Origin of the sequence: Streptomyces sp. G7(2002), from assembly GCF_028870195.1 — a bacterium.
GTDB classification, from domain to species: Bacteria; Actinomycetota; Actinomycetes; order Streptomycetales; family Streptomycetaceae; genus Streptomyces; species Streptomyces nigrescens.
In genome coordinates, this window is record NZ_CP102609.1 from 6,448,316 (window position 1) to 6,470,239 (window position 21,924).

The window sequence follows — 21,924 nt, forward strand, 5'->3', positions numbered from 1 at the left end:
CTGTCCTACAGCGGCCCTAGTGTCGAAGACCTCGACGCCACGGCCGGCCACCGCCCGGCGGTCCCGGCGTCGGCCTCCGCTCCCTTCCGTACCGGTTTCCCCTGGAGAACGCCCATGACCACGACCGTGCCCGCGGCCCACGAGGCGGCCGTCCCGGCCCCCGCGGCGGCCGGCCGCAGACGCTGGATCGCGCTCGCCGTCCTGCTGACCGCGAGCTTCATGGACCTGGTCGACGCGACCATCGTCAATATCGCCATCCCGAGCATCCAGCGGGACACCGGCGCGGGCTTCAGCGCCGTGCAGTGGGTCACCGCCGGCTACGCCCTCGCCTTCGCCCTCGGCCTGATCACCGGCGGCCGGCTCGGCGACATCTACGGCCGCAAGAAGCTGTTCCTGCTCGGCATGGGCGGCTTCACCCTCGCCTCCGCGCTGTGCGGTGTCGCGACGGACCCCGGGATGCTGGTCGGCGGGCGGGTGCTGCAGGGCGCGATGGCCGCGCTGATGGTGCCGCAGGTGCTGTCGATCATCCATGTCAGCTTCCCGGCGAACGAGCGCGGCAAGGTCTTCGGGATGTTCGGCGCGGTGATCGGCCTCGGCGCGGTCTGCGGCCCGCTGATCGGCGCCCTGCTCACCGAGGGCAACCTCCTCGGCCTGGAATGGCGCCCGATCTTCCTGATCAATCTGCCGGTCGGGATCATCGGCATCCTCCTCGGCCGCCGCTTCCTCACCGAGTCCAGGTCCACGCAGGCCCTGCGCGTCGACCTCATCGGGACCGCGCTGGCCACCGTGGGCCTGCTGATGCTGCTCTACCCGCTCACCCAGGGACGCGAGTCCGGCTGGCCGCTGTGGGGCTTCGTCTCGATGGCCCACAGCCCGCTCGTGCTGGCGGTCTTCGTCCGCTACGAGCGGATCAGGGCCCGCAAGGACGGCTCCCCGCTCGTCGAACTCTCCCTCTTCTCGGTGCGGACCTTCGCGGCGGGTGCCGGCGTCCAGCTGACCTTCGGCGTGGTCAGCGGCCTCTTCTTCCTGGTCTGGACGCTCCATATGCAACTGGGGCTGGGCTGGGGCCCGTTGCACGCCGGGCTGACCGGGGTGCCGTTCTCGCTCGCCTGCTCCACCGCGGCAGGGATGTCCGTACAGAAGCTGGTGCCGCGGTTCGGACGCGCGGTGCTGCAGGCCGGCGCGCTGATCATGCTCTCCGGTGCGCTGCTCTACCTCTGGGAGGCCGGGCACTACGGCACCGCCCTGCAGTCCTGGCAGATGGCACCGGCGATGCTGCTGATGGGGGCCGGGATGGGCCTGATCGTCGCCCCGATCACCGACGCGGCGATATCCGAGGTCCCGGCCGAGCACTCCGGCTCGGCCTCCGGCATCTTCAACACCACCGGCCAGCTGGGCATGGCGCTCGGTCTCGGCCTGTCGTCGGTGGCCTTCTTCGGCGTCGTCGGCGGTACGGGGGAGCCGGGCGGCGCGGCGGCAGCGGCCGGGCTCGGGCCCGCCTTCGTCGACGCCACCACCCACGCCCTGTGGTGGATCTCCGGCGGCCTGGTCCTCATCTTCGGCCTGCTGTTCCTGATGCCGCGACGGGTGTCCGCCCCGGAGGCACCGGAGCGGACGGACCGCGACGGCGCGGAGGCGGAGCAGCAGCCCGTCCTCGTCTCCTGACGGAACACCCCCGCATCAAGGCAGCACAGCCCCCGCACCCCGCCCGGAACCGCACCATCGAGCCGAGGAGCCCCGCCGTGCCGAACGGAACCTTCACCTGGAACGAGGCGAGCGCCCGCCGCCTGGAGCGCTCCGGGCTCGCCGGGAAGCCGGTGGCGCAGGACCCCGCGGGGATCGCCGCCGCGCTGTGCGGGGCCCATGCCCAGGTGCTGTCCGCGGCGGAGCTCTCGCTCATGCTGCGGACGGACCACGGCACCCGCACGGCCGTCCAGGACGCCCTGTGGTGCGACCGCAGCCTGGTCAAGACGTACGGGCCGCGCGGCACGGTGCATCTGCTGCCCACCGCCGAGCTGCCGATGTGGACCGGCGCGCTGGCGGCCGTACCGGCCGGCAGCAGCCCCTTCGCCCCGGACGTCCGGCTCACGCCCGCACAGACCGAGCAGGTGCTCGCGGCGATCGAGGACGCGCTGGCCGGCGCCGAGCTGACCGTCGACGAGCTGGGCGAGGCGGTGGTCGCCGCCACCGGGCCCTGGGCCGGCGATCCGGTGATGCCCGCCTTCCAGGGGAAGTGGCCGCGCTGGCGGCAGGTGATGCACCGGGCCGGCCAGCGCGGCGCCCTCTGCTTCGGCCCCAACCGGGGCCGCAAGGTCACCTACACCAGCCCGCGGCGCGCCCTGCCCGGATTCCGCCCGGCGGACGGCCCGACCGCCCTCGCCGCGCTCGTACGGCGCTATCTGTACGCGTACGGCCCGGCCACCCCGCAGGACTTCGCGACCTGGGCCGGTGCCCCGTCCGGCTGGGCGGCCCGGCTCTTCGCCTCCCTCGCCGGCGAACTGCAGCAGGTCGACTTCGCGGGCTCACCCGCCTGGATCCTGGCCGGCGACACCGACACACCCGCCACCGAACCCTCCGGCGTCCGTCTGCTGCCCTATTTCGACGCCTACGGCATCGCCTGCCGGCCGCGCGATCTGCTCTTCCCCGGCCGGGCGGCCGAGCGCGCGCTGGCCGGGCGGCAGGCCGGGAACTTCCCCGTGCTGCTGATCGACGGCACGGTCGCCGGTGTCTGGCACCAGCGCCGCTCCGGCCGCCGGATGATTCAGCTCACGGTCGAGCCGCTGACCCCGCTGACCGCCCGGCAGCGGCGCGGTCTGGACGCCCAGGTGGAGCGCGTCGGCGAAATCCTCCAGGGCACCACGGAGTTGACGATCGGTACGGTGAGCGTGGGGCCGCACGCCTAGCCCGCACTTGCCTGCCGCACCCCGGAGCGGGCCCTGCGACCCAGGGTTTCCGCTCCGCCCCGCTGCGTAAAAACGGCCGCTTCGCCGTACCGTTCACCGCCTCCCGCGGGCCATACTGGCCGGGTGTCGATGATCAGCAACCTCCGCAAGGCCGTCCGGCTGCCGCAGCCGCGCACCCGGGGAGTCGACCTCAGCCACCCGGCGCGGTCGCCCCTCGGCACCGCCGTGGTGAATTGCGCGGTGTACGTGGACGGCGTGCGGCAGGAGGGCGACCACCCGGCCGATGTGGCGATCCACCGGGTCCGGAAATCCGGCAGTGGATTTGTCTGGATCGGGCTGCATGAGCCCTCCGAGAAGGAATTTGCCGGAATTGTCGAGCTGTTCGGGCTCCATCCGCTTGCCGTCGAGGACGCGGTCCACGCGCATCAGCGGCCGAAGCTGGAGCACTACGACGACTCGCTCTTCACCGTCTTCAAGACCGTCCGCTATGTCGATCACGACCGGCTCACCGACACCAGTGAAGTCGTGGAGACCGGCGAGATCATGGTCTTCACCGGCACCGACTTCGTGATCACGGTACGGCACGGCGGGCACGGTTCGCTGGGTCCGCTCCGTGAGCAACTGGAGTCTGTGCCCGAGCAGTTGGCACTCGGCCCGTCCGCCGTGCTGCACGCCGTCGCCGACCTCGTCGTGGACGACTACCTCGATGTCACGGCCGCCGTCCAGGACGATATCGACGATGTCGAGAGCGAGGTCTTCTCGGTACGCGGCAGCGTCGGGGCCGGCCGGATCTACCAGCTCAAGCGCGAGCTGCTGGAACTCAAGCGCGCGGTGGCCCCCTTGGACCGGCCGATGCAGGAGCTGGCCACCCGGCCGATGTCCGAGGTCGACTCCCGGATCACGACGTACTTCCGGGATGTCGCCGACCACCTCGACCGGGTCACCGAGCAGATCACCGCCTTCGACGAACTGCTCAACTCCATACTGCAGGCCCATCTGGCCCAGGTCACCGTCGCCCAGAACGAGGACATGCGCCGGATCAGTGCCTGGGTCGCGATCCTGGCCGTACCGACCATGGTCTGCGGTGTGTACGGCATGAATTTCGACCATATGCCGGAAAAGCACTGGACATTCGGCTATCCGCTGGTGATGACCGTGATAGTGAGCATCTGCTGGGTGATCCACCGCGGCTTCAAGCGGAACGGCTGGCTCTAGCCTCCCCCAGCGGCGCCCTCCCGCCCCGGCCGTCGAGAAAGTCACGGCAGGTCATGGCGTGTTGAGGGGATTTCGGTGGAACGCCGGATAACTATGCCCCTGACCGATTCCCCGGTAACGGGTGGTCGCGGCGCCGGGACCACCCGCGCGCCCCTGAGCACGCCCGGACGCCGGACCGCGGTCCCCGCCGGTTCTGACAGGAGCAGCACATTGCGGTACGGACAAGCACTGCGTGACGAGATCGCGGCCGAGGGGACGACGCCACTGATCGGCGTCCACGACATGTATGCGGCTTCGGTCGCCGCCGGCCACTACAACGGCTTCTTCGTCTCCGGCTTCGGCTTCGCCGCGTCGTACTACGGGCTGCCGGACATCGGCTTCATCGCCTGGCCCGACATGGCCGCCTTCGTGGAGCGGCTGCGCGGGGCCTTCCCGCACCACCATCTGCTGGTGGACATCGACGACGGTTATGTCGATCCCGAGGTGGCCTGCCATGTGGTGCGGCGCCTGGAGCGGACCGGGGCGTCCGGGGTGATCCTGGAGGACCAGAAGCGGCCGCGCCGGTGCGGGCACGCGGACGGCAAGCTGGTGCTGCCGCTGGAGGAGTACCTGGAGAAGCTCGACCTGGTGCTCGCCAGCCGTACCGATCTGCTCGTCGTGGCCCGTACGGACGCCACGGAGGAGGACGAGATCCTGCGGCGGGCGGCCGCGCTGGCCGGGACCGAGGCGGATGTGGTGCTCGTCGACGGGGTGCGCAGCGTCGACGGGATCCGCCGGATCCGTCAGGTCGTCGGCGACAAGCCGCTGCTGTTCAACCAGATCGCGGGCGGGAAGTCCCCGCGGCTCTCGCTGACCGAGCTGACCGCGCTGGGTGTCGATGTGGCGATCTACAGCACGCCGTGCCTGTTCGCGGCGCACCGGGCGATGGAGACCGCGCTGGCCGAGCTGAAGTACGCGGACGGGCGGCTGCCGGCCACCGGGGAGCCCGGCGGTGAGATCGGGGTCAGGGAAGCCACCGAGCTGCTGGCCCGGAACCTCAGCCGGCACCACCCCGGACGCCGGGCCGTCCCGGTGTGATCCGGGCGGCGGGCGGCGGGCGGCGGCACCGGCACCGGCGGCGGAGCGGCGGTAGCCTGAGATCGCCGATGATCTCGGGAGACACATGAACGAGCGACCCCGCCGGGCGGCGCCCTGGCAAGGGCAGTGGCCGGTGATCGGCGTGGTGGCCGTGGGGGGTGCCATCGGCGCCGCGGCCCGTTACGGCGCCGCCCTCCTCTGGCCCACCGGCAACGGCTCCTTCCCCTGGACGACCCTGGCCGTCAACGTCGTCGGCTGTGCGCTGATGGGCGTGCTGATGGTCATGATCACCGACGTCTGGCCCGCCCGCCGGCTGGTGCGTCCGTTCCTCGGCACCGGCATCCTCGGCGGCTTCACCACCTTCTCCACCTACGCCGTGGACATCCAGCGGCTGATCGACGCCCGGCACCCGGCCGCGGCCATGGCCTACCTCGCGGGCACCGTGCTCGCCGCGCTCGCGGCCGTACGGTGCGCGGTGACCGGCACACGTGCACTTCTCGAACTGAGGCGGCGGACGGCATGACAGACAGCACGGCATCTCCCGGCGGCACCCCGGCGCTCCGGCTCACGGTCCTCGTCGGCGAGCAGGACGCCTGGCACCACAAGCCCTTGTACGCGGAGGTCGTGCACCGCGCCCGCGAGGCGGGACTGGCCGGTGCCAGTGTCTTCCGCGGCATCGAGGGCTTCGGCGCCACCTCCCTCATCCACACCCAGCGGCTGTTGTCGCTGAGCGAGGAGCTGCCGGTCGCGATCGTCGCCGTCGACACCGAGGAGCGGATCCGCTCCTTCCTCCCGCATCTGGACGAACTCCTCACGGACGGCGGCACGGTCACCCTCGAACCGTGCGAGCGGATCACCTACCCCCGCACGGGCGGTACGGCTCCGGAGGAGGGCGGCCGCGGGTGAACTGGCTGCTGGTGGTGGCCGGGGCGATGGTCGGGGCGCCGCTGCGCTTCCTCACCGACCGCTATGTGCAGTGCCGGCACGACACGGTCTTCCCCTGGGGGACGTTCACCGTCAATGTCGCCGGCAGTCTGATCCTCGGCCTGGTGACCGGCGCGGTCGCCGCCGGCGCCGCCTCCTCGCACGCCCAACTGCTGCTCGGCACCGGCCTGTGCGGAGCGCTCACGACCTACTCGACCTTCTCGTACGAGACGCTCCGGCTGGCGGCCGACGGGGCGCGGGGCTGGGCCGCCGCCAATGCCGTGCTGAGCGTGCTCGCCACGCTCGCGGCCGCGTTCGCCGGGGTGGCCGCCGCCCGGGCGCTGTGGGGCTGACCCGGGCGGCCGGACGGCAGACGAAAGCGGTGGGGCTCCGGGGGAGCCCCACCGCATGGGCGGCGCACAAGAGGCGGGGGCTGGTGGGGTACGAGGGCCGGCCGCCAGGTTCCGGCACTCGACAGCCCCAGGCCGTTCACGGACCCGGCCACCGTCAGCCGGGCCGGGTCCGCGGGCCTCCGCCGAACTTCGTTACTTCAGCGGGTCCGTCGGGTACGTCAGGAGGCCTTGCCGAAGCGGATGCCCGCCAGGCCGTTGGCCCAGAGCTGGTCCACCTTGGCGCTCTCGTTCGCGTCCGGCTGGGCGTTCTGGCAGGAGGTGCCGGGGCCGCCGCCGGACATCAGCTCGCTGCACGGGCCCTCGTAGTGGTCCGGCAGGCCCAGCACGTGGCCGGTCTCGTGCGCGGTCACGCGGGTGGAGTTGTACTCCTGGTTCTGCTGGTAGTCCAGGAAGACGAAGCCCTTCCCGTGACCGTCGGTGCTGGCGTACGAGCCGCGCGGGTCGTTGCCCTCGCGGTACTCGAAGTCGCCGCCGCTGCCTTCCTGCAGCTTCACGTTCTGCACGGAGCCGTTCCAGATGGAGGTGCTCTGCGCTATCTGGTCCGCGAACTTCGGGGCCTTGCTGGCGTCGTAGGTGACGGTGACCGAGGCCGCGTCCGGGTGCGCCTTCATCTTGGCCTTGGCCGACTTGATCACGGCCTCGAAGAACGCCTTGGTGTCGGCCTTCTCGGCGGCCGAGCCGTTGTACGCCGCGATCGAAGCGGCGCTGCTGTGGGAGGAGTTGGTGGGGGAGGGGGAAGCTGCCGAAACCGGCGCCGCGGCTGCGAGCGCGGCGACAAGGCCCAGTCCGAGCGCCGCCGACAGCGCCGTCTTGGGAGATCTCATGTGGGGGCTCCTTAATTTCCGAGGGCCGTACGGTCGCCGTGTGGGGCGGCGACCGGGGCCCTGCGGATTTCTTGGTGCCGTTGAGTCTGGACGGAGTTCGCCCGGAAGACGGAGATGTTAGGTGGCGATAGCACCAGCCAATACCCTGAGAAAAAAACGGAGTTCAGACGGGTTTGAGAGTCTGGTGTGACGTGTGCCTGCGTCGTTATGCTCCGGACGTGGAGCTCGAGGTAAGGCATCTTCGCGCATTGTGCGCCATCGCCGACACCGGCAGCGTACGCAAGGCTGCCCGGCAACTCGGCATGACCCAGCCCTCCCTGACCACCCAGCTCCACCGCATCGAGAAAGCCCTGGGTGGCCAGCTCTTCTTCCGTGAACCGAGCGGCAGCCGGCCGACGCCGCTGGGGCATTCGGTCCTGTGCCGGGCCCGGCCGATAGTGGCCGAAATGCGGGCACTTATTGACGAGGTTGCCTCGGCCTCGCAGCGCGAACAGGGCGCGCGGCTGCACATCGGCAGCACCAACAGCCCCGCCGTCGCCGGCTGGCTGCGCCGGCTACGGGTACGGCTGCCGGAGACGGACACCACGATAAGAACCGATGTGTCCGCCAATGCCCTGCTGCACATGGTCGCGACGGGACAGCTCGACGCCGCCTTCGTCCACGAGGTCGAGGGGGCGCCCCTGCGGGTCCCCGACGGTCTGGCGGAACACGAACTCATCGCCCGGGAACCGCAGTTCATCGCCCTGGCGGACACCCACCCCGCGGCGGCCCGGGAGGTCATCCGGGTGGCGGACCTCGCCGACGACCAGTGGATGGTCGACCCGGCCGTGGACGGCGAATGGGCCGGACTGCGCCGCATCTGGGCCGCGGCCGGAATCAACCCCCGGGTCGTGCACGGCGACTACCTCACCACCGTGGACCTCGTCACGGCCGGCGAGGTGGTCACCCCCTGCCAGCCGACCGCCCGCTCCCGCCACGGCATGGCGATCCGCCCCCTGTACGGCGATCCGCTGGCCGTCCGCCTGTTCATGGCCTGCCGTCAGGACGACACCGCCGCCGCCTCCGCGGACGACCTGTTCGCCGACCTGACCGCCTCGTACATGGAGATCGCCTGGGCGAGCGAGGCCTACCGGGCGTGGCTGGTACGCCATGACGGACCGCTGCCCGTAGGGACCTAGACGGAGCGGGCGGGGCAGGGACGGCGACGGCAGGCAGCGGTCAGCCGCAGGAACGGCCCACGGCAGGAACGGCCAGCCGCAGAAACGGCAAGCCGCAGGAACGGCAAGCCGCAGAAACGGCAAGCCGCAGGAACGGCCAACGGCAGAAAGCGGCCAACGGCAGGGACTCCGCGCCTACTAGGCCCGCCCGTCCTCCCCCTGCTCCGCCGCCCGCTCCTCCAGGAGGGCCTGTTCACGGGTGTTGCGGGTCAGCGCGGCGGCACGCAGAAACTCCTCCCGGGCCTCCGCCGCCCGCCCCAGCCGGGCGAGCAGATCACCACGGACGCTCGGCAGGAGGTGATAGCCCGCCAGCGCCGGCTCCGCCGCCAGCCCGTCCACGACGGCGAGGCCCTGCTCGGCCCCGAACGCCATCCCCACCGCGACCGCCCGGTTCAGCTCCACCACCGGCGACGGCGCGACCTGCGCCAGCGCCCCGTACAGCACCGCGATCCGCGGCCAGTCCGTCTCCTGCGCGGTACGCGCCCGCGCATGGCAGGCGGCGATCGCGGCCTGCAGGGCGTACGGGCCGACCGTGCCGCCCAGCTCCTCGGCGCGGGCGAGCGCGGCCAGTCCGCGCCGGATCAGCAGCCGGTCCCAGCGTGACCGGTTCTGCTCCAGCAGCAGCACCGGTTCCCCCTTCGGCCCGGTCCGCGCCGCCGACCGCGAGGCCTGGATCTCCATCAGGGCCACCAGCCCGTGGACCTCCGGCTCCTCCGGCAGCAGCCCCGCCGCCATCCGCCCCAGTCGCAGCGCGTCCTCACACAGCGCCGGCCGCATCCAGTCGTCCCCGGCCGTCGCCGCGTACCCCTCGTTGAAGACCAGGTAGATGACCTCCAGCACCGACGAGAGCCGCTCGCCCCACTCCGCCCTGGCCGGCACCTCGAACGGCACCCGTGCCTCGGCGAGCCGCTTCTTCGCCCGGACGATCCTCTGCTGGACGGTCGCCTCTGACGTCAGGAAGGCGCGGGCGATCTCATCGGTCCGCAGACCGCCGACCAGCCGCAGGGTCAGCGCGACCCGCGCCTGGGTGGACAGCACCGGATGGCAGGCGAGGAAGACCAGCCGCAGCAGATCGTCCTCGATCCCGGCACGGTCCAGGACCCGGTCGAACGCCGCCTCGGAGGGCCCGGGTTCGCGCTCCGCGTCCCGCCCGAGCGTCTCGACCTTGCGGGCCAGCCGCTCCTGGCGGCGCAGCAGATCGATGGCCCGGTTCCTGGCGGTGGCCATCAGCCAGGCCCCCGGATTGTCCGGGACACCGGTTTCCGGCCACCGCTCCAGCGCGGCCACCAGGGCGTCCTGGGACAGCTCCTCGGCGAGCCCCACATCGCGCACGACCCTGGTCAGCCCGGCGATCAGCCGCGCCGACTCGATCCGGAACACCGCCTCGATCGCGCGGTGCGCCTCATCCGTGGTGTCTTCGGCCGTCACGGGCACCCATCAGAGCACCCGGCCCCCGCCGCGGCAATCCGACGCCGCGGAAACGGGGGCCCGGGCAGGCTGTCTCACGCACCGGCCCCCGGCGGCTCCTCCACCTGCCGGATCTCGGAGGTCAGCGTCCACTCGTCCCCGTGCGTCCGCAGGAAACGCGTCGCCCACTCGATTGCCTCCTCCTTCGAGGCGGCCTGGATGAGGGCATATCCGCCGATGACCTCCTTGGCCTCGGTGAACGGCCCGTCGGTCGCGGTGATCCTGCCGCCCGACAGATGCAGCCGGGTCCCCTGCGCGGTCGGTGTGAGCCCCGCGGTGTCCAGCAGCACCCCGGCCTTGGTCATCTCGTCGAGCAGCTTGCCCATCTCCGCCATCAGTTCGGGGCTGGGCCCGCCGGCCGGCACGGTGTTCTCGTCGATCTTGAGCAGCATCATGAAGCGCATGGTCATCTCCTCGGTGTAGATGCGTCCGTCGTAGCGGGGCGGGGGGGGAGAGCCGGACCGCCGGCGCCCGAACCCGCCCTCTTACTAACGCGACGAACGCCCGTCACCCGGATCGACACCACCGGGAGATTTTCCTGGAATTCTTTCCGGGCCGGTCTGCCCGGGGCCGGTGTGCCCGGGGCCGGACTGCCGGACGACCGTGCCGGGGGGGCGGCCCGGCGTACCCGTCTCCGCCAACCGCGTGAAAGGCACGGGCCCGGCCTCCCGGGAACGGCCTGGCAGCGGGGCGATGGCCGAGAGTGGACGCCCGAGCGCCCGCGCGGCCAAGCCTGGAGACCCTGTGGACGGCACCCTTTCCCTGGTCCTGCTCCTGCTGTTCCTGTGGTGCCTGTGCTCACGGCGGATGGAGCGCTTCGAACTCACCGCACCGGCCGCCTTCGTCCTGCTGGGCCTGCTGCTGGGCGAGGGCACCGGGGTCCTCGACCTCGCCCTCCCGCACGAGACGGTCAAGATGCTCGCGGAGATCACCCTGGTCTGGGTGCTCTTCACCGACGCCGCACGGCTCTCCTTCCGCGCCCTGCGCCCGGAACTCGGCATCTACGTAAGGCTGCTGGCGATCGGACTGCCGCTGTGCGTGGGCCTCGGCGCGCTGCTGGCGGCCGCCCTCCTGCCCGGCGTTTCGGGCTGGTCCGCCCTCTACGTCGGAGCCGCGCTCGCTCCGACGGACGCCGCGCTCGGCGCCACGATGATGGTCAACCCCGTGGTGCCCGCGAAGATCCGCCGGGTCATCAACGTGGAGAGCGGCCTCAACGACGGCATCGTCACCCCGCTGGTGGTGCTCGCCCTGGCCGGGGTGTCCGCGGCCGAGCACACCGCCGGACCGGACGCCACCGGGCAGGCCCTGGTGCAGCTCGCCATCGGTACGGCGTACGGCGCGGTGATCGGGCTGGCCGCCGGATGGCTGCTGCGCACCACCCTCCGCAACGGCTGGGCGGCCGAGGACTTCGCCGGCGCGGGCGTCCTGGCCCTCTCCCTCCTCGGCTACACCTCAGCCCTCGCGATCGGCGGTAACGGCTTTGTCGCCGCCTTCGTCGCCGGCCTGGCATTCGGCACGGCGCACGGGGCGCCCCCGCGGGTGCTGCTGTACGTCGAGCAGTCCGGGGCGCTGCTGTCCGTGCTGGTGTGGCTGGTCTTCGGCGCCGTGCTGCTTCCCGAGGTGTTCGCCCATGTCACCTGGCAGGCCGTGGTCTACGCCGTACTGAGCCTGACGGTGATCCGCATGGTGCCGGTGGCGCTGTGCCTGGCCGGCAGCGGGCTGGACGCCCGGACGGTGGGCTTCATCGGCTGGTTCGGCCCCCGCGGACTGGCCTCGATCATCTTCGGCCTGCTCGCGGTCGAGGAACTCACCCCCGCCGGTGCCCGCCCGGTACTCCCGGCGATCGCCTGCACCGTACTCCTCAGCGTCCTCGCCCACGGCCTCACCTCCGCCCCTCTGGCGAACCGCTACGGACGGGCGGCGGCGGCCAAGGGCATCGGCCCGGCCGGTCCCGCGGCGGAGGAACTGCCCGTCAGAGGAATGGCGGCCGGCGGTCTGCACCACGGCCACGGACGCGGCCACGGACGGGGCGGCCCGGCCCCGTCCTGACGGCCACCGGCCGATGCGTCAGCGCCGATTTCCGGAGAACAGTTTGATGCGCTCCAGCTCGGCGTTTGCGGCGGCATGGTCCAGCTCTTCCAGCAGCGCCTTGATCTCTGTTTTGTGTTCGGTTGAGGTGTGGGGATATTTGAGCTGCTTTTCCAGCGTTTTGCGGGCCCTGCCCACCTGCCAGCGCTCGGTGTACCACTCCGCTTGCAGCTTGAGGTTGTACAACAGGCTGCCGGCAATTACGGACACCGCCGGCGCCGCATAGAGAAGAGTTTGGCCGAGGGCGGTGTCCACTCCCACCGAATGGGCGATGGCGACCATCCCCGTACCGCCACCGACCCCGCCGAGACCTGCGTTGATCGAGTTCTGTGGGGTACTGCGGCCTCTGCTCTGCTTCCGGGCGGCGCGTTGCGCGGGGACTCGGGCTTCAGTCATTTTCCCGCCCCCTGCCCTCGCCGGGGTGCTGGGACAGGAATTCTTTGAGGAAAGCCTCCGCCTGATCCGGCTTTTCCAAATTCACTTCAATGGTCAGGCCGTTACGCTGAACCTTGACGGTGCGTTTCCGTTTCGCCCCCAGAAAAGTCGCCACCGATCTGACCAGAGTGGCGAGTACGGTACCCGCGGATAATGCGGTGATCAAGGATTCCATGTCCACGGGGTGAGGTTACTCGAATCCCCGCGCCGCTTTTAAGGAAGGGTTGATTGTGCCGCATAATGTTCATATGTGAAAGCTCGGCCCCCGTGAATTCGAACAATGAGGGGAACGAGTCGGTCGAGAGACGGAACCGTTCGTGCGTCTCCCGGTCCCGCACAAAGAAGACCGCACCCGGCCCGTCACCCTCCACGGTCGGCGGAGGGCGTCGGAACGGGTGCGGACACTCGGAGAGGCGGTACGCCCCGCGCGCACGCGGGCCGGGACGCCGGGCCCGGGTCAGGCCTTCTTGGTCTCCCAGAAGATCTTGTCGATCTGGGCGATGTAGTCCAGCGCCTTCTGGCCGGTGGCCGGGTCGTGGGAACCCTTGGCGGCGCTGAGGGCCTTGAGAGTGTCGTTGATCAGCTGGTGCAGCTCCGGGTACTTCTCGAAGTGCGGCGGCTTGAAGTAGTCGCTCCACAGCACCGAGACGTGGTGCTTGGCCAGCTCGGCGCGCTGCTCCTTGATCAGGACGGCGCGGGTGCGGAAGTCCGCGTCCTCGTTGGCCTGGTACTTCTCCTGGACGGCCTTGACCGACTCGGCCTCGATGCGGGCCTGGGCCGGGTCGTACACGCCGCAGGGCAGGTCGCAGTGGGCGCTGACCTTCACCTTGGGGGCGAACAGGCGCGAAAGCATGTTCAGTCCTTCCTCGTGATCGTCTTCTCAGGTGCGAGATTACTCGGTGCGGGAAGGCTTTTCTCGGGCGGGCCGGGGGTCTTAGGGCAAAAGTCCGGTGTCACGCTGGGACTGTTGGAGGATGGGCCGGTGAGCGGGTCGGACCGGGGCTGGACCGGGAGGTACGGGATGCCGGAGCGGGTGCACGAGCGCGAGCCGGAGCGGGGTGCGGACGCGGACGCGGGGCATGAGCGGGGCGGGCTCCTCCGCGCCTTCGGGCTGGCCGAGGTGTACAACCCGTCGATGGTGCCGACGCTGCAGCCCGGCGACCAGCTGGTGGTGCGGTACGGGGCGGCGGTGCGGCCCGGTGACGTGGTCGTGCTGCGGCATCCGTTCCGGCAGGATCTGCTGATCGTCAAGCGGGCCGTGCGGCGGCGCGACGGCGGCTGGTGGGTCCAGGGGGACAATCCGTTCGTCGAGAACGACAGCCGGGAATTCGGGGTGGTCCCGGACGAACTGGTCATCGCCCGCGCCTGGGTGCGGGTGCGGCCGCCGCGCGGGATTCAGCGGTCGGTCGCCGGGGTGCTGTCCTGGGCCGTGTCGGCGGTCCGGCCGGTGCGGGCCGCGCGCTCGCTCTCCAGGCGCTTGCGGGCGCGGTAGGCGGCGACATTGGCGCGGGTGGCGCAGCGGTCGGAGCAGTAGCGCCGGGAGCGGTTGGTCGAGGTGTCCAGGTAGACGTTGCGGCAGGGCCGCGCCTCGCAGATGCCCAGCCGGTCCACACCCAGCTCGGTGAGGTGGAAGGCCAGGCCCATACAGGCGGTCGCGGTGAAGCCGGCGGTCGCGTTGGCGGCGTGGTCGGCGATGTGCATGTGCCAGTCGGGGCGGCCGTTGTCGTCCCGGTACTCGTGGCCGGAGATCTGCGGGCTGACGGGGAACTCCATCATCAGGGCGTTCAGCAGGTCCACGGCCAGCACCTCGTCACCGGCGTCGGCGGCCTCGAAGACGGCGCGCAGCCGGGCGCGGACCGTGCGCAGCCGGGTGACGTCGCTGTCCGTCGCGCGCCGGGCGGCCTGCTGGGCGGGGCCGAAGAGTTCCCGTACGACATCGACCGAGGTGAGGGTGTCCGTGCCGCGCTCGGGCTGCTCGGTGTTGACCAGTCGCACGGCATAGTCCGAGTAATAGGCCAGTTCCACTTGTAGTCCTTACGGGCGGAGGCTAGGGTACGGATACGTGCTTGTAGTAAGGGGTGTCCTCACTACGAGGGTATTACGGCCTGAAGGGGAAGCGATGACCGAGACCGTCGTCGGCGCCGATTGGCAAGCGTGGCAGAACAGTTGGGACCGCCAGCAGGAGTGGTACCTCCCCGACCGCGAGGAGCGGTTCCGGGTGATGCTGGACATGGTCGAGGCGCTGGTGGGCCCCGAGCCCCGGGTGCTGGACCTGGCATGCGGCACCGGCAGTATCTCCGACCGGCTGCTGAAGCGGTTCCCCGGGGCCGAGAGTGTGGGCGTCGATCTGGATCCCGCGCTGCTGGCCATCGCGGAAGGGTACTTCGAAGGCGAGTCCCGGGTCCGCTTCGTACGGGCCGATCTCAAGGACCCGCGGTGGACGGAGAAGCTGCCGCACGACTCGTACGACGCGGTGCTCACCGCCACCGCGCTGCACTGGCTGCATACCGAGGACCTGCGCGCGCTGTACGGGCAGCTCGGCACCCTGGTGCGGGACGGCGGGGTCTTCATGAACGCCGACCACATGCCCGAGGAGGGCACCCCGCGGATCAACGCCGCCGAGCGGGCCTTCCGGCATGCGCGGATGGACGCGGCGAAGGCGTCCGGCGCCGTCGACTGGGCCGAGTGGTGGCAGCTGGCGGCCGCCGACCCGCGGCTGGCCGCGCCGACCGCCGAGCGCTTCGAGATCTACGGCGAGCATGCGGACGGTGACACCCCGTCGGCCGCGTGGCACGCCGCCGTGCTGCGCGATTCGGGCTTCGCGGAGGCCCGGCCGGTGTGGGCCTCACCCACCGACGCGCTGGTGCTGGGCCTGAAGTAGACCGTCCCGGCAGCACGTACGCGCGCCGCCCCGGCGGAACCTCCACCGGGGCGGCGCGCACCGCGTCCTCAGAAGGAGCGCTACAGCACCTTCGACAGGAACGACTTCGTCCGCTCGTGCTGCGGGTTACCGAGCACATCGCGCGGGTGGCCGGATTCGACCACCACACCGTCGTCCATGAAGACCAGCGAGTCGCCGACCTCCCGGGCGAAGCCCATCTCATGGGTCACGACGATCATCGTCATGCCGTCCGCTGCTAGGTCCTTCATGACGTCCAGGACGTCACCGACCAGCTCCGGGTCGAGGGCCGAGGTCGGCTCGTCGAAGAGCATCAGCTTCGGCTCCATCGCCAGCGCACGGGCGATGGCCACGCGCTGCTGCTGGCCGCCGGAGAGCTGCGAGGGGTAGTTCCCGGCCTTGTCGGCGAGGCCGACGCGGTCCAGGAGCTTGGTCGCGCGTTCCCGGGCGGCGCCCTTGGACTCGCCCTTGACCTGGATCGGCGCCTCCATGATGTTCTCCACCGCGGTCATGTGCGGGAAGAGGTTGAAGCGCTGGAAGACCATGCCGATGTCGCGGCGGCGGGCGGCGACCTCCTTGTCGCGCAGCTCGTAGAGCTTGCCGTTGTGCTCGCGGTAGCCGACCAGTTCGCCGTCGACGGACAGCCGGCCGGCGTTGACCTTCTCCAGGTGGTTGATGCAGCGCAGGAACGTCGACTTGCCGGAGCCGGACGGGCCGATCAGGCAGAAGACCTCCCGCGGCGCGACCTCCAGGTCGATGCCCTTGAGGATGTGGGCCGCGCCGAAGGACTTGTGGACGCCCTCGGCCTTGACCATCGGGCCGCCGCTCGTGCCGGCCGCCTTGCTCGTCGTGATCTTGCTGGTCATCCCATACCTCCGGGGCGGTTGAAGCCGCCGGACAGCCTCGACTTGGCGCGCTGCAGCGGGGTGAGCGGAAGCTGGCGGCTGGAGCCGCGGGCGTAGTAGCGCTCCAGGTAGTACTGGCCGATGCTGAGCACCGTGGTGGCGATGAGGTACCAGGCGGCGGCGAGGATCAGCATCTCCACGACGACACCGGAGTCCCGTCCGACGTTCTGCGCGGCCTGCAGCAAATCGTAGTACTGGACGGCGATGACCAGCGAGGAGGTCTTCAGCATGTTGATGACCTCGTTGCCGGTCGGCGGCACGATCACCCGCATCGCCTGCGGCACGATGATCCGGCGCAGCGTCTTGGCGTGGCTCATGCCCAGCGCGTGCGCCGCCTCGGTCTGGCCCTCGTCGACGGCGTTGAGGCCGGCCCGGCAGATCTCCGCCATGTACGCCGCCTCGTTGAGCCCCAGGCCCAGCAGCGCGCACAGGAACGGGGTCATGAAGTCCGACCACTCGTCCTTGTAGATCGGCATGATGTCGATGTACTGGAAGACGAGGCCCAGGTTGAACCAGAGGAACAGCTGGACGTAGACCGGCGTTCCGCGGAAGAACCAGACGTAGAACCAGGCGACCGTCGAGGTGACCGGGTTCTTGGACTGGCGCATCACGGCCAGGATCACACCGCCGACGATGCCGATGATCATCGAGAGCACGGTGATCAGCAGGGTGTTGCGCAGGCCCTTGAGGATGTCCGCGTTGAACATGTACTGGGGGATGGCGTCCCAGTTGACGTCCGCGGTGGCGAAGGCCCTGCCCAGGGCGGCGATTACCCCGATGACGACGATCGCCGCCACCCAGCGCCCGTAATGGCGCACCGGGATGGCTTTGATGGACTCGGGCGGCGGAGCATCGGCCGGCGGCTGGGCCGACTTGTCGACGTCAACTGACACGGGTGTTGCCTTTCAGCATTCGGCGGGAGGTGCGCGGGGCGGACGGGGCGGCGTACAGCGGCTCATCAGCCGCCATTGAGCTGCACCTTCTTGACCGCGGCGTCCTTGACGTCCCACTTGTCCAGGACCTTGGCGTACGAGCCGTTCTTGATCGTGCGTTCCACGGCGGCCTTCAGTGCGTCACGCAGCCGGTCCTGGCCCTTGGGAACCGCGATGCCGTACGGGGCCGCCTTCAGCGGCGCGCCGCCGACCATCTGGAAGTCCTTGCCCTTGCCGGAGACCTTCACCGCGTACGCCGCGACCGGGTAGTCGCTGGAGACGGCGTCCACACCGCCGGTACGCAGCCGGGTCTGGGCCTCGGAGTCGTTGTCGAACGCCTCGATCGAGATCGGCTCGGAATCGTTGGACTCACAGGCCTTCGACTTGTCCTTGGCCAGGTCGTGCGAGACCGTGCCGCGCTGCACCGCGATCTTCTTGCCGCACAGCGTTTCCCAGCCGTCGACGCCGTTGGTCTTGCCCTTGCGGGTGTAGAGCGAGACGCCGACGTTGAGGTAGTCGATGAAGTCGACACCCTTGCCGATCTTCTTGCCGGTGTTGCTGTCGATGCCCTCCTGGCGCTCCTTGGTGTCCGTCATCGCCGACATCGCGATGTCGTAGCGCTTGGACTTCAGGCCGCCCATGAGGGTGTCGAAGGTGGCGTTGTTGAAGTTGAGCTTGATGCCCAGCTCCTTGCTCATCGCCGCCGCGAGATCCGGGTCGATGCCCTCGATCTTCCCGTTGGAGCGGAACTCCACCGGCTTGTAGGTGATGTCCGAGCCGACCTGGAGGAAGCCCTTTTCCTGGACGTCCTTGGGCAGCAGCTTGAACAGCGGGGCGTTGACGTTGCGGCTCTTCTTCGCCTCGCGCTTGGCGATGGCCTCATTCGTCTGGTCGCCGCAGGCGCTGAGCAACAGCAGCGAGGCGGCGACCGCGGTCGCTGCGGCCACGGCTGTGCGAGACCTGCCGGCGGCCGAGCGACGGGTGGTGCTTGCGGTCATGCTGATCCTCCTGCGGATGGAGAAGCCGACGTGACAAAAGGGCCGGGGCACACCTTCGAGCGTCGCGACCTCGGTTGGTGTCGGAATCCTGCCATCCGGACTCCGGTATTCGGACTGTCGTTCAGGTCAAAATCGGATAACGGACGGGGACGGCGAGGTGGCGGGCAGATGCCGCAAGGGAGGTTCCGTGCCGGCGGACGGCACCGGCGGCCCGGTCCGCTCCGGGCATCCCGGGTTCCGGAGGGGAGGGGGAGGGCTCTTCTGGGTTTTTTGTGCATTTCGCGGTTATTGTCGGAACTCTCAACCCGAGAGTAATGAATCTGACTCGTCGGGGCGCGCGCCCGTCAGGTAGAAAGGTGCGTTACACCCCTCATCCGGGGCTCAGGGCGCGTGTGCGGCGCGCCCGGCGTCCGCACCTCCCCCCGCGCGGCAGTCATCTGTTGCGCAGGGCGCGGACGCGGTGCCCGCCCACCCCTCAACCAGGGAGTGGCCACCCTCAGCAGATTTACGAATAAAAGGGGTAAGACAAGTGGCAGCGGAGATCGTCAATCCTCGCAGCGACAGCAATACCGGTGCGGACGCGGGCAGTGCGCCCGACGACGCCTTCGATCCGGCGTTCGCGCTGCATCGCGGCGGCAAGATGGCCATTCAGGCGACCGTGCCGGTCCGGGACAAGGACGACCTGTCCCTCGCCTACACACCGGGCGTCGCCAAGGTGTGCAGCGCCATCGCCGAGCAGCCCGAGCTGGTGCACGACTACACCTGGAAGTCCCAGGTCGTCGCCGTGGTCACGGACGGCACCGCGGTGCTGGGCCTGGGCGACATCGGCCCGGAGGCCTCCCTCCCCGTGATGGAGGGCAAGGCCATCCTCTTCAAGCAGTTCGGCGGTGTGGACGCGGTGCCGATCGCGCTCGCCACCACCGACACCGACGAGATCATCGAGACCGTCGTCCGGATGGCTCCGTCCTTCGGCGGCGTCAATCTGGAGGACATCTCGGCGCCGCGGTGCTTCGAGATCGAGCGCCGGCTCCAGGAGCGGCTGGACATCCCGGTCTTCCACGACGACCAGCACGGCACCGCCGTGGTCACCCTGGCCGCCCTGCGCAACGCCGCCAAGCTCACCGACCGTTCGCTCGGCCAGCTGCGGGCGGTCATCTCGGGTGCCGGTGCGGCCGGTGTCGCCATCGCCAAGATCCTCATCGAGGCGGGCATCGGAGACGTCGCGGTCTGTGACCGCAAGGGCGTCGTCTCCACCGACCGCAGCGACCTCACGGACGTCAAGCGCGAGGTGGCCGGCTTCACCAACAAGGGCCGGCTGACCGGCTCGCTGGAGGACGCGCTGGACGGTGCCGATGTCTTCATCGGTGTCTCCGGTGGCACGGTGCCGGAGGAGGCGGTGGCGAAGATGGCGAAGGACTCGCTGATCTTCGCGATGGCCAACCCCACCCCGGAGATCCACCCGGATGTCGCGCACAAGTACGCGGCCGTGGTCGCCACCGGGCGCAGCGACTTCCCCAACCAGATCAACAACGTGCTGGCCTTCCCGGGCATCTTCGCCGGTGCCATGCAGGTGCGGGCCTCGCGGATCACGGAGGGCATGAAGCTCGCCGCCGCCGAGGCGCTGGCCGCCGTGGTCGCCGACGAACTCAGCGCCGACCGGGTCATCCCCTCGCCGTTCGACGAGCGGGTCGCCCCGGCCGTCACCGCCGCCGTCGCGGCCGCCGCCCGCGCCGAGGGCGTGGCGCGCCGCTGACCGCACCCTCGCGCTCCACGCCGACGGGCCGGGCCCGCACCCTCTCTCGGGTGCGGGCCCGGCCCGTCGGCGTAGCGGGGCGCGGCCGGGGCGGCGCGGTGCGTGTCACACCCGTACGCGGTACCGCAGCGCCCTGCCGCGGCCTACGTTGGGATCATGTTTGCTGCCTATGCCGCCCGCATCGACCGTGACCAGCCGCTGAACGGCCTCGAATTGGGGGAGCGCCCGGCCCCCGACGTACGTCCCGGCTGGACGACCGTCAACGTCAAGGCCGCCTCCCTCAACCACCACGACCTGTGGTCGCTGCGCGGGGTGGGGATCACCGAGGAGGCGCTGCCGATGATCCTCGGCTGCGATGCCGCCGGGGTGGACGCGGACGGCAACGAGGTCGTCCTGCACTCCGTCATCGGGCAGACCGGCCACGGTGTCGGCCCCAAGGAGAAGCCCTCCATCCTCACCGAGCGGTATCAGGGCACGTTCGCGGAGCAGGTCACCGTCCCCTCCTGGAATGTGCTGCCCAAGCCGAAGGAGCTGTCCTTCGCGGAGGCCGCCTGTCTGCCGACCGCCTGGCTGACCGCGTACCGGATGCTGTTCACCAACGGCGGTGTACGGCCCGGGGACAGCGTCCTGGTGCAGGGCGCGGGCGGCGGTGTGGCGACCGCCGCCATCGTGCTGGGCGCCGCGGCCGGGCTGCGGGTCTTCGCCACCAGCCGGGACGAGGCCAAGCGCAAGCGCGCCCTGGAGCTGGGCGCCGAGGCGGTGTTCGCGACCGGTGAGCGGCTGCCGCAGCGGGTGGACGCGGTGATCGAGACGGTCGGCGCCGCCACCTGGTCCCACTCCGTGAAGTCGCTGCGCCCCGGCGGCACCCTGGTCATCTCGGGCGCCACCAGTGGCTTCACGCCGAAGAGCGGGGAGCTCAACCGGATCTTCTTCCTGGAGCTGAAGATCGTCGGCTCCACGATGGGCAGCAAGGAGGAGCTGGCGTCGCTGCTCAGCTTCTGCGCGGCCAAGGGCATCCGGCCGGTCATCGACTCGACGCTGCCGCTGGACCGGGCGCGTGAGGGGTTCACCAAGATGGCGGAGGGCGAGCTGTTCGGCAAGATCGTGCTGACCGTCTGACGGCCTGACGGCTGCCACCTCTTCATCGGAAGGCTGTGAACGTGCGGATCCTGCGGGCGGAGGGGCGCCCCGCCGCGCCATGGAGCAACGGCGGCGGGGTGACCCGGGAGGTCGCCGTGCACCCGCCGGGCGCCGGCTGGGACACCTTCGCCTGGCGGGTCAGCCTCGCGGACGTCACCCGGGACGGGCCGTACTCGCCGCTGCCCGGCGTCCGGCGGATCCTCACCGTCGTCGACGGCGCCGGGCTGGAGCTGACGGTGGACGGCACCACCCGTCTCCTCCCGGACCGCTGCCGCCCGTTCGCCTTCCCCGGCGGCGCGGACACCGGCTCCCGGCTGCTGGACGGCCCCGTCGTCAACCTCAATGTGATGCTGCGGGAGGGGCGGGCGGACGCGGTGGTGGAGATGGTGCGGGGGCACCGGGTGGTGGAGCCGGGGCCGCGGCCGGGGGGCGGCCAGGACACCGGGTCCGGGGTGCTCGTGGTGGCGGTGGAGGGAAGCACGCGGCTCGTGGGGCGCGGGGCGGCCGGGGAGTCCGCCGTGCAGCTGGCGAGGTTCGACGCGGCGCTGCTGACGGGGCCGGAGGCGGTGCCTGCCGAGGTGCGGACGGACGGTGTCGCGGCGGTGATCCGCTTGTCCGGCCCCGGCCCCGGCCCCGTCGAGTCCGCCGGTCCGGCCCGGAGTCGGTTCATGGACACCCCTTAGGCCGAACTCTGGCCGTCCGTGCTGGAGTCCTCGGCACGGACGGCCGGGCCC

The 21,924-nt window shown here is 70.7% G+C and carries 24 protein-coding genes; 14 read left to right on the forward strand and 10 right to left on the reverse strand.

Annotated features, from left to right (window positions below; genetic code table 11):
• Nucleotides 1-114 precede the first annotated feature (114 nt).
• From NUT86_RS27560 to crcB (NUT86_RS27590), 7 genes are all read left to right on the forward strand, one after another.
• The gene (locus NUT86_RS27560) at nt 115-1,665 is read left to right on the forward strand and encodes an MFS transporter (protein WP_274738101.1); all 1,551 of its coding nucleotides are present in this window, start codon (nt 115-117) and stop codon (nt 1,663-1,665) included.
• A gap of 77 nt (nt 1,666-1,742) precedes the next feature.
• Nucleotides 1,743-2,903, forward strand: a complete 1,161-nt coding sequence (locus tag NUT86_RS27565; protein WP_274738102.1) for a winged helix DNA-binding domain-containing protein — start codon at nt 1,743-1,745, stop codon at nt 2,901-2,903.
• 129 nt (nt 2,904-3,032) lie between these two features.
• Nucleotides 3,033-4,118 (forward strand): magnesium and cobalt transport protein CorA, encoded by a 1,086-nt coding sequence (locus tag NUT86_RS27570; RefSeq protein ID WP_018087495.1) that lies wholly within the window; start codon nt 3,033-3,035, stop codon nt 4,116-4,118.
• Between the two features lie 210 nt (nt 4,119-4,328).
• A complete protein-coding gene (locus NUT86_RS27575) occupies nt 4,329-5,195 on the forward strand; it encodes an isocitrate lyase/PEP mutase family protein (RefSeq protein WP_274738104.1) in 867 nt (288 codons plus the stop codon).
• 85 nt (nt 5,196-5,280) lie between these two features.
• Nucleotides 5,281-5,718 carry a fluoride efflux transporter CrcB gene (gene crcB / locus NUT86_RS27580; RefSeq protein WP_274738106.1) on the forward strand — a complete coding sequence of 146 codons (438 nt, stop codon included), beginning with the start codon at nt 5,281-5,283 and terminating at the stop codon, nt 5,716-5,718.
• A complete protein-coding gene (locus NUT86_RS27585; protein WP_159486218.1) occupies nt 5,715-6,101 on the forward strand; it encodes a DUF190 domain-containing protein in 387 nt (128 codons plus the stop codon). Before crcB (NUT86_RS27580) ends, NUT86_RS27585 begins: the two co-directional genes overlap by 4 nt.
• The gene (gene crcB, locus NUT86_RS27590) at nt 6,098-6,472 is read left to right on the forward strand and encodes a fluoride efflux transporter CrcB (RefSeq protein ID WP_093642583.1); all 375 of its coding nucleotides are present in this window, start codon (nt 6,098-6,100) and stop codon (nt 6,470-6,472) included. Before NUT86_RS27585 ends, crcB (NUT86_RS27590) begins: the two co-directional genes overlap by 4 nt.
• Nucleotides 6,473-6,690: 218 nt before the next feature.
• Here the strand turns inward: crcB (NUT86_RS27590) and snpA are convergent, their stop codons facing one another.
• Nucleotides 6,691-7,356, reverse strand: a complete 666-nt coding sequence (snpA, locus tag NUT86_RS27595; RefSeq protein ID WP_018087490.1) for a snapalysin — start codon at nt 7,354-7,356, stop codon at nt 6,691-6,693.
• A 218-nt stretch (nt 7,357-7,574) separates the two neighbouring features.
• Here snpA and NUT86_RS27600 point away from each other — a divergent pair, with 218 nt between their 5' ends.
• A complete protein-coding gene (locus NUT86_RS27600) occupies nt 7,575-8,534 on the forward strand; it encodes a LysR family transcriptional regulator (RefSeq protein WP_037740464.1) in 960 nt (319 codons plus the stop codon).
• A 177-nt stretch (nt 8,535-8,711) separates the two neighbouring features.
• On the opposite strand, the gene NUT86_RS27605 is transcribed toward NUT86_RS27600, so the two are convergent.
• Both NUT86_RS27605 and NUT86_RS27610 read right to left on the reverse strand, forming a co-directional pair.
• Nucleotides 8,712-10,007: an RNA polymerase sigma factor gene (locus tag NUT86_RS27605; protein ID WP_381682444.1), complete on the reverse strand. Its 1,296-nt coding sequence runs from the start codon at nt 10,005-10,007 to the stop codon at nt 8,712-8,714.
• 68 nt (nt 10,008-10,075) lie between these two features.
• Nucleotides 10,076-10,444, reverse strand: coding sequence for a YciI family protein (locus NUT86_RS27610; RefSeq protein ID WP_266439454.1), 369 nt, complete (start codon nt 10,442-10,444; stop codon nt 10,076-10,078).
• Nucleotides 10,445-10,784: 340 nt separating this feature from the next.
• Here NUT86_RS27610 and NUT86_RS27615 point away from each other — a divergent pair, with 340 nt between their 5' ends.
• On the forward strand, nt 10,785-12,089 hold the full coding sequence (locus tag NUT86_RS27615) for a cation:proton antiporter (RefSeq protein ID WP_274738111.1): 1,305 nt from the start codon (nt 10,785-10,787) through the stop codon (nt 12,087-12,089).
• Between the two features lie 18 nt (nt 12,090-12,107).
• Here NUT86_RS27615 and NUT86_RS27620 read toward each other — a convergent pair whose 3' ends face one another.
• From NUT86_RS27620 to sodN, 3 genes are all read right to left on the reverse strand, one after another.
• Nucleotides 12,108-12,524 carry a hypothetical protein gene (locus NUT86_RS27620; RefSeq protein ID WP_204165934.1) on the reverse strand — a complete coding sequence of 139 codons (417 nt, stop codon included), beginning with the start codon at nt 12,522-12,524 and terminating at the stop codon, nt 12,108-12,110.
• Nucleotides 12,517-12,738: an effector-associated constant component EACC1 gene (locus tag NUT86_RS27625; RefSeq protein WP_229838027.1), complete on the reverse strand. Its 222-nt coding sequence runs from the start codon at nt 12,736-12,738 to the stop codon at nt 12,517-12,519. Before NUT86_RS27625 ends, NUT86_RS27620 begins: the two co-directional genes overlap by 8 nt.
• 282 nt (nt 12,739-13,020) lie before the next feature.
• Nucleotides 13,021-13,416, reverse strand: coding sequence for a superoxide dismutase, Ni (sodN, locus tag NUT86_RS27630; protein ID WP_018087486.1), 396 nt, complete (start codon nt 13,414-13,416; stop codon nt 13,021-13,023).
• 168 nt (nt 13,417-13,584) lie between these two features.
• Here sodN and sodX point away from each other — a divergent pair, with 168 nt between their 5' ends.
• A complete protein-coding gene (sodX, locus tag NUT86_RS27635) occupies nt 13,585-14,055 on the forward strand; it encodes a nickel-type superoxide dismutase maturation protease (RefSeq protein WP_018087485.1) in 471 nt (156 codons plus the stop codon).
• Here the strand turns inward: sodX and NUT86_RS27640 are convergent.
• Entirely contained in the window at nt 13,959-14,588 is a 630-nt protein-coding gene (locus NUT86_RS27640; protein WP_018087484.1) for a CGNR zinc finger domain-containing protein, read from the reverse strand. The genes sodX and NUT86_RS27640 overlap by 97 nt on opposite strands.
• A gap of 94 nt (nt 14,589-14,682) precedes the next feature.
• On the opposite strand from NUT86_RS27640, the gene NUT86_RS27645 reads away from it, so the two are divergent.
• Complete coding sequence (locus tag NUT86_RS27645) at nt 14,683-15,444, forward strand: class I SAM-dependent methyltransferase (protein ID WP_018087483.1); 762 nt, start codon at nt 14,683-14,685, stop codon at nt 15,442-15,444.
• A gap of 80 nt (nt 15,445-15,524) precedes the next feature.
• Here NUT86_RS27645 and NUT86_RS27650 read toward each other — a convergent pair whose 3' ends face one another.
• The 3 genes from NUT86_RS27650 to NUT86_RS27660 all read right to left on the reverse strand — a co-directional run bounded on the left by NUT86_RS27650 (nt 15,525) and on the right by NUT86_RS27660 (nt 18,297).
• A complete protein-coding gene (locus NUT86_RS27650; RefSeq protein ID WP_026169260.1) occupies nt 15,525-16,277 on the reverse strand; it encodes an amino acid ABC transporter ATP-binding protein in 753 nt (250 codons plus the stop codon).
• A gap of 47 nt (nt 16,278-16,324) precedes the next feature.
• Nucleotides 16,325-17,260, reverse strand: coding sequence for an amino acid ABC transporter permease (locus NUT86_RS27655; RefSeq protein ID WP_018087481.1), 936 nt, complete (start codon nt 17,258-17,260; stop codon nt 16,325-16,327).
• A gap of 65 nt (nt 17,261-17,325) precedes the next feature.
• A complete protein-coding gene (locus NUT86_RS27660; protein WP_026169259.1) occupies nt 17,326-18,297 on the reverse strand; it encodes an ABC transporter substrate-binding protein in 972 nt (323 codons plus the stop codon).
• A 529-nt stretch (nt 18,298-18,826) separates the two neighbouring features.
• On the opposite strand from NUT86_RS27660, the gene NUT86_RS27665 reads away from it, so the two are divergent.
• The 3 genes from NUT86_RS27665 to NUT86_RS27675 all read left to right on the forward strand — a co-directional run bounded on the left by NUT86_RS27665 (nt 18,827) and on the right by NUT86_RS27675 (nt 21,873).
• Nucleotides 18,827-20,050: an NAD(P)-dependent malic enzyme gene (locus NUT86_RS27665; RefSeq protein ID WP_018087479.1), complete on the forward strand. Its 1,224-nt coding sequence runs from the start codon at nt 18,827-18,829 to the stop codon at nt 20,048-20,050.
• A 156-nt stretch (nt 20,051-20,206) separates the two neighbouring features.
• Nucleotides 20,207-21,169, forward strand: a complete 963-nt coding sequence (locus tag NUT86_RS27670; protein ID WP_018087478.1) for a zinc-binding dehydrogenase — start codon at nt 20,207-20,209, stop codon at nt 21,167-21,169.
• A 35-nt stretch (nt 21,170-21,204) separates the two neighbouring features.
• The gene (locus NUT86_RS27675) at nt 21,205-21,873 is read left to right on the forward strand and encodes a HutD/Ves family protein (protein ID WP_274738119.1); all 669 of its coding nucleotides are present in this window, start codon (nt 21,205-21,207) and stop codon (nt 21,871-21,873) included.
• Nucleotides 21,874-21,924: the final 51 nt, after the last annotated feature.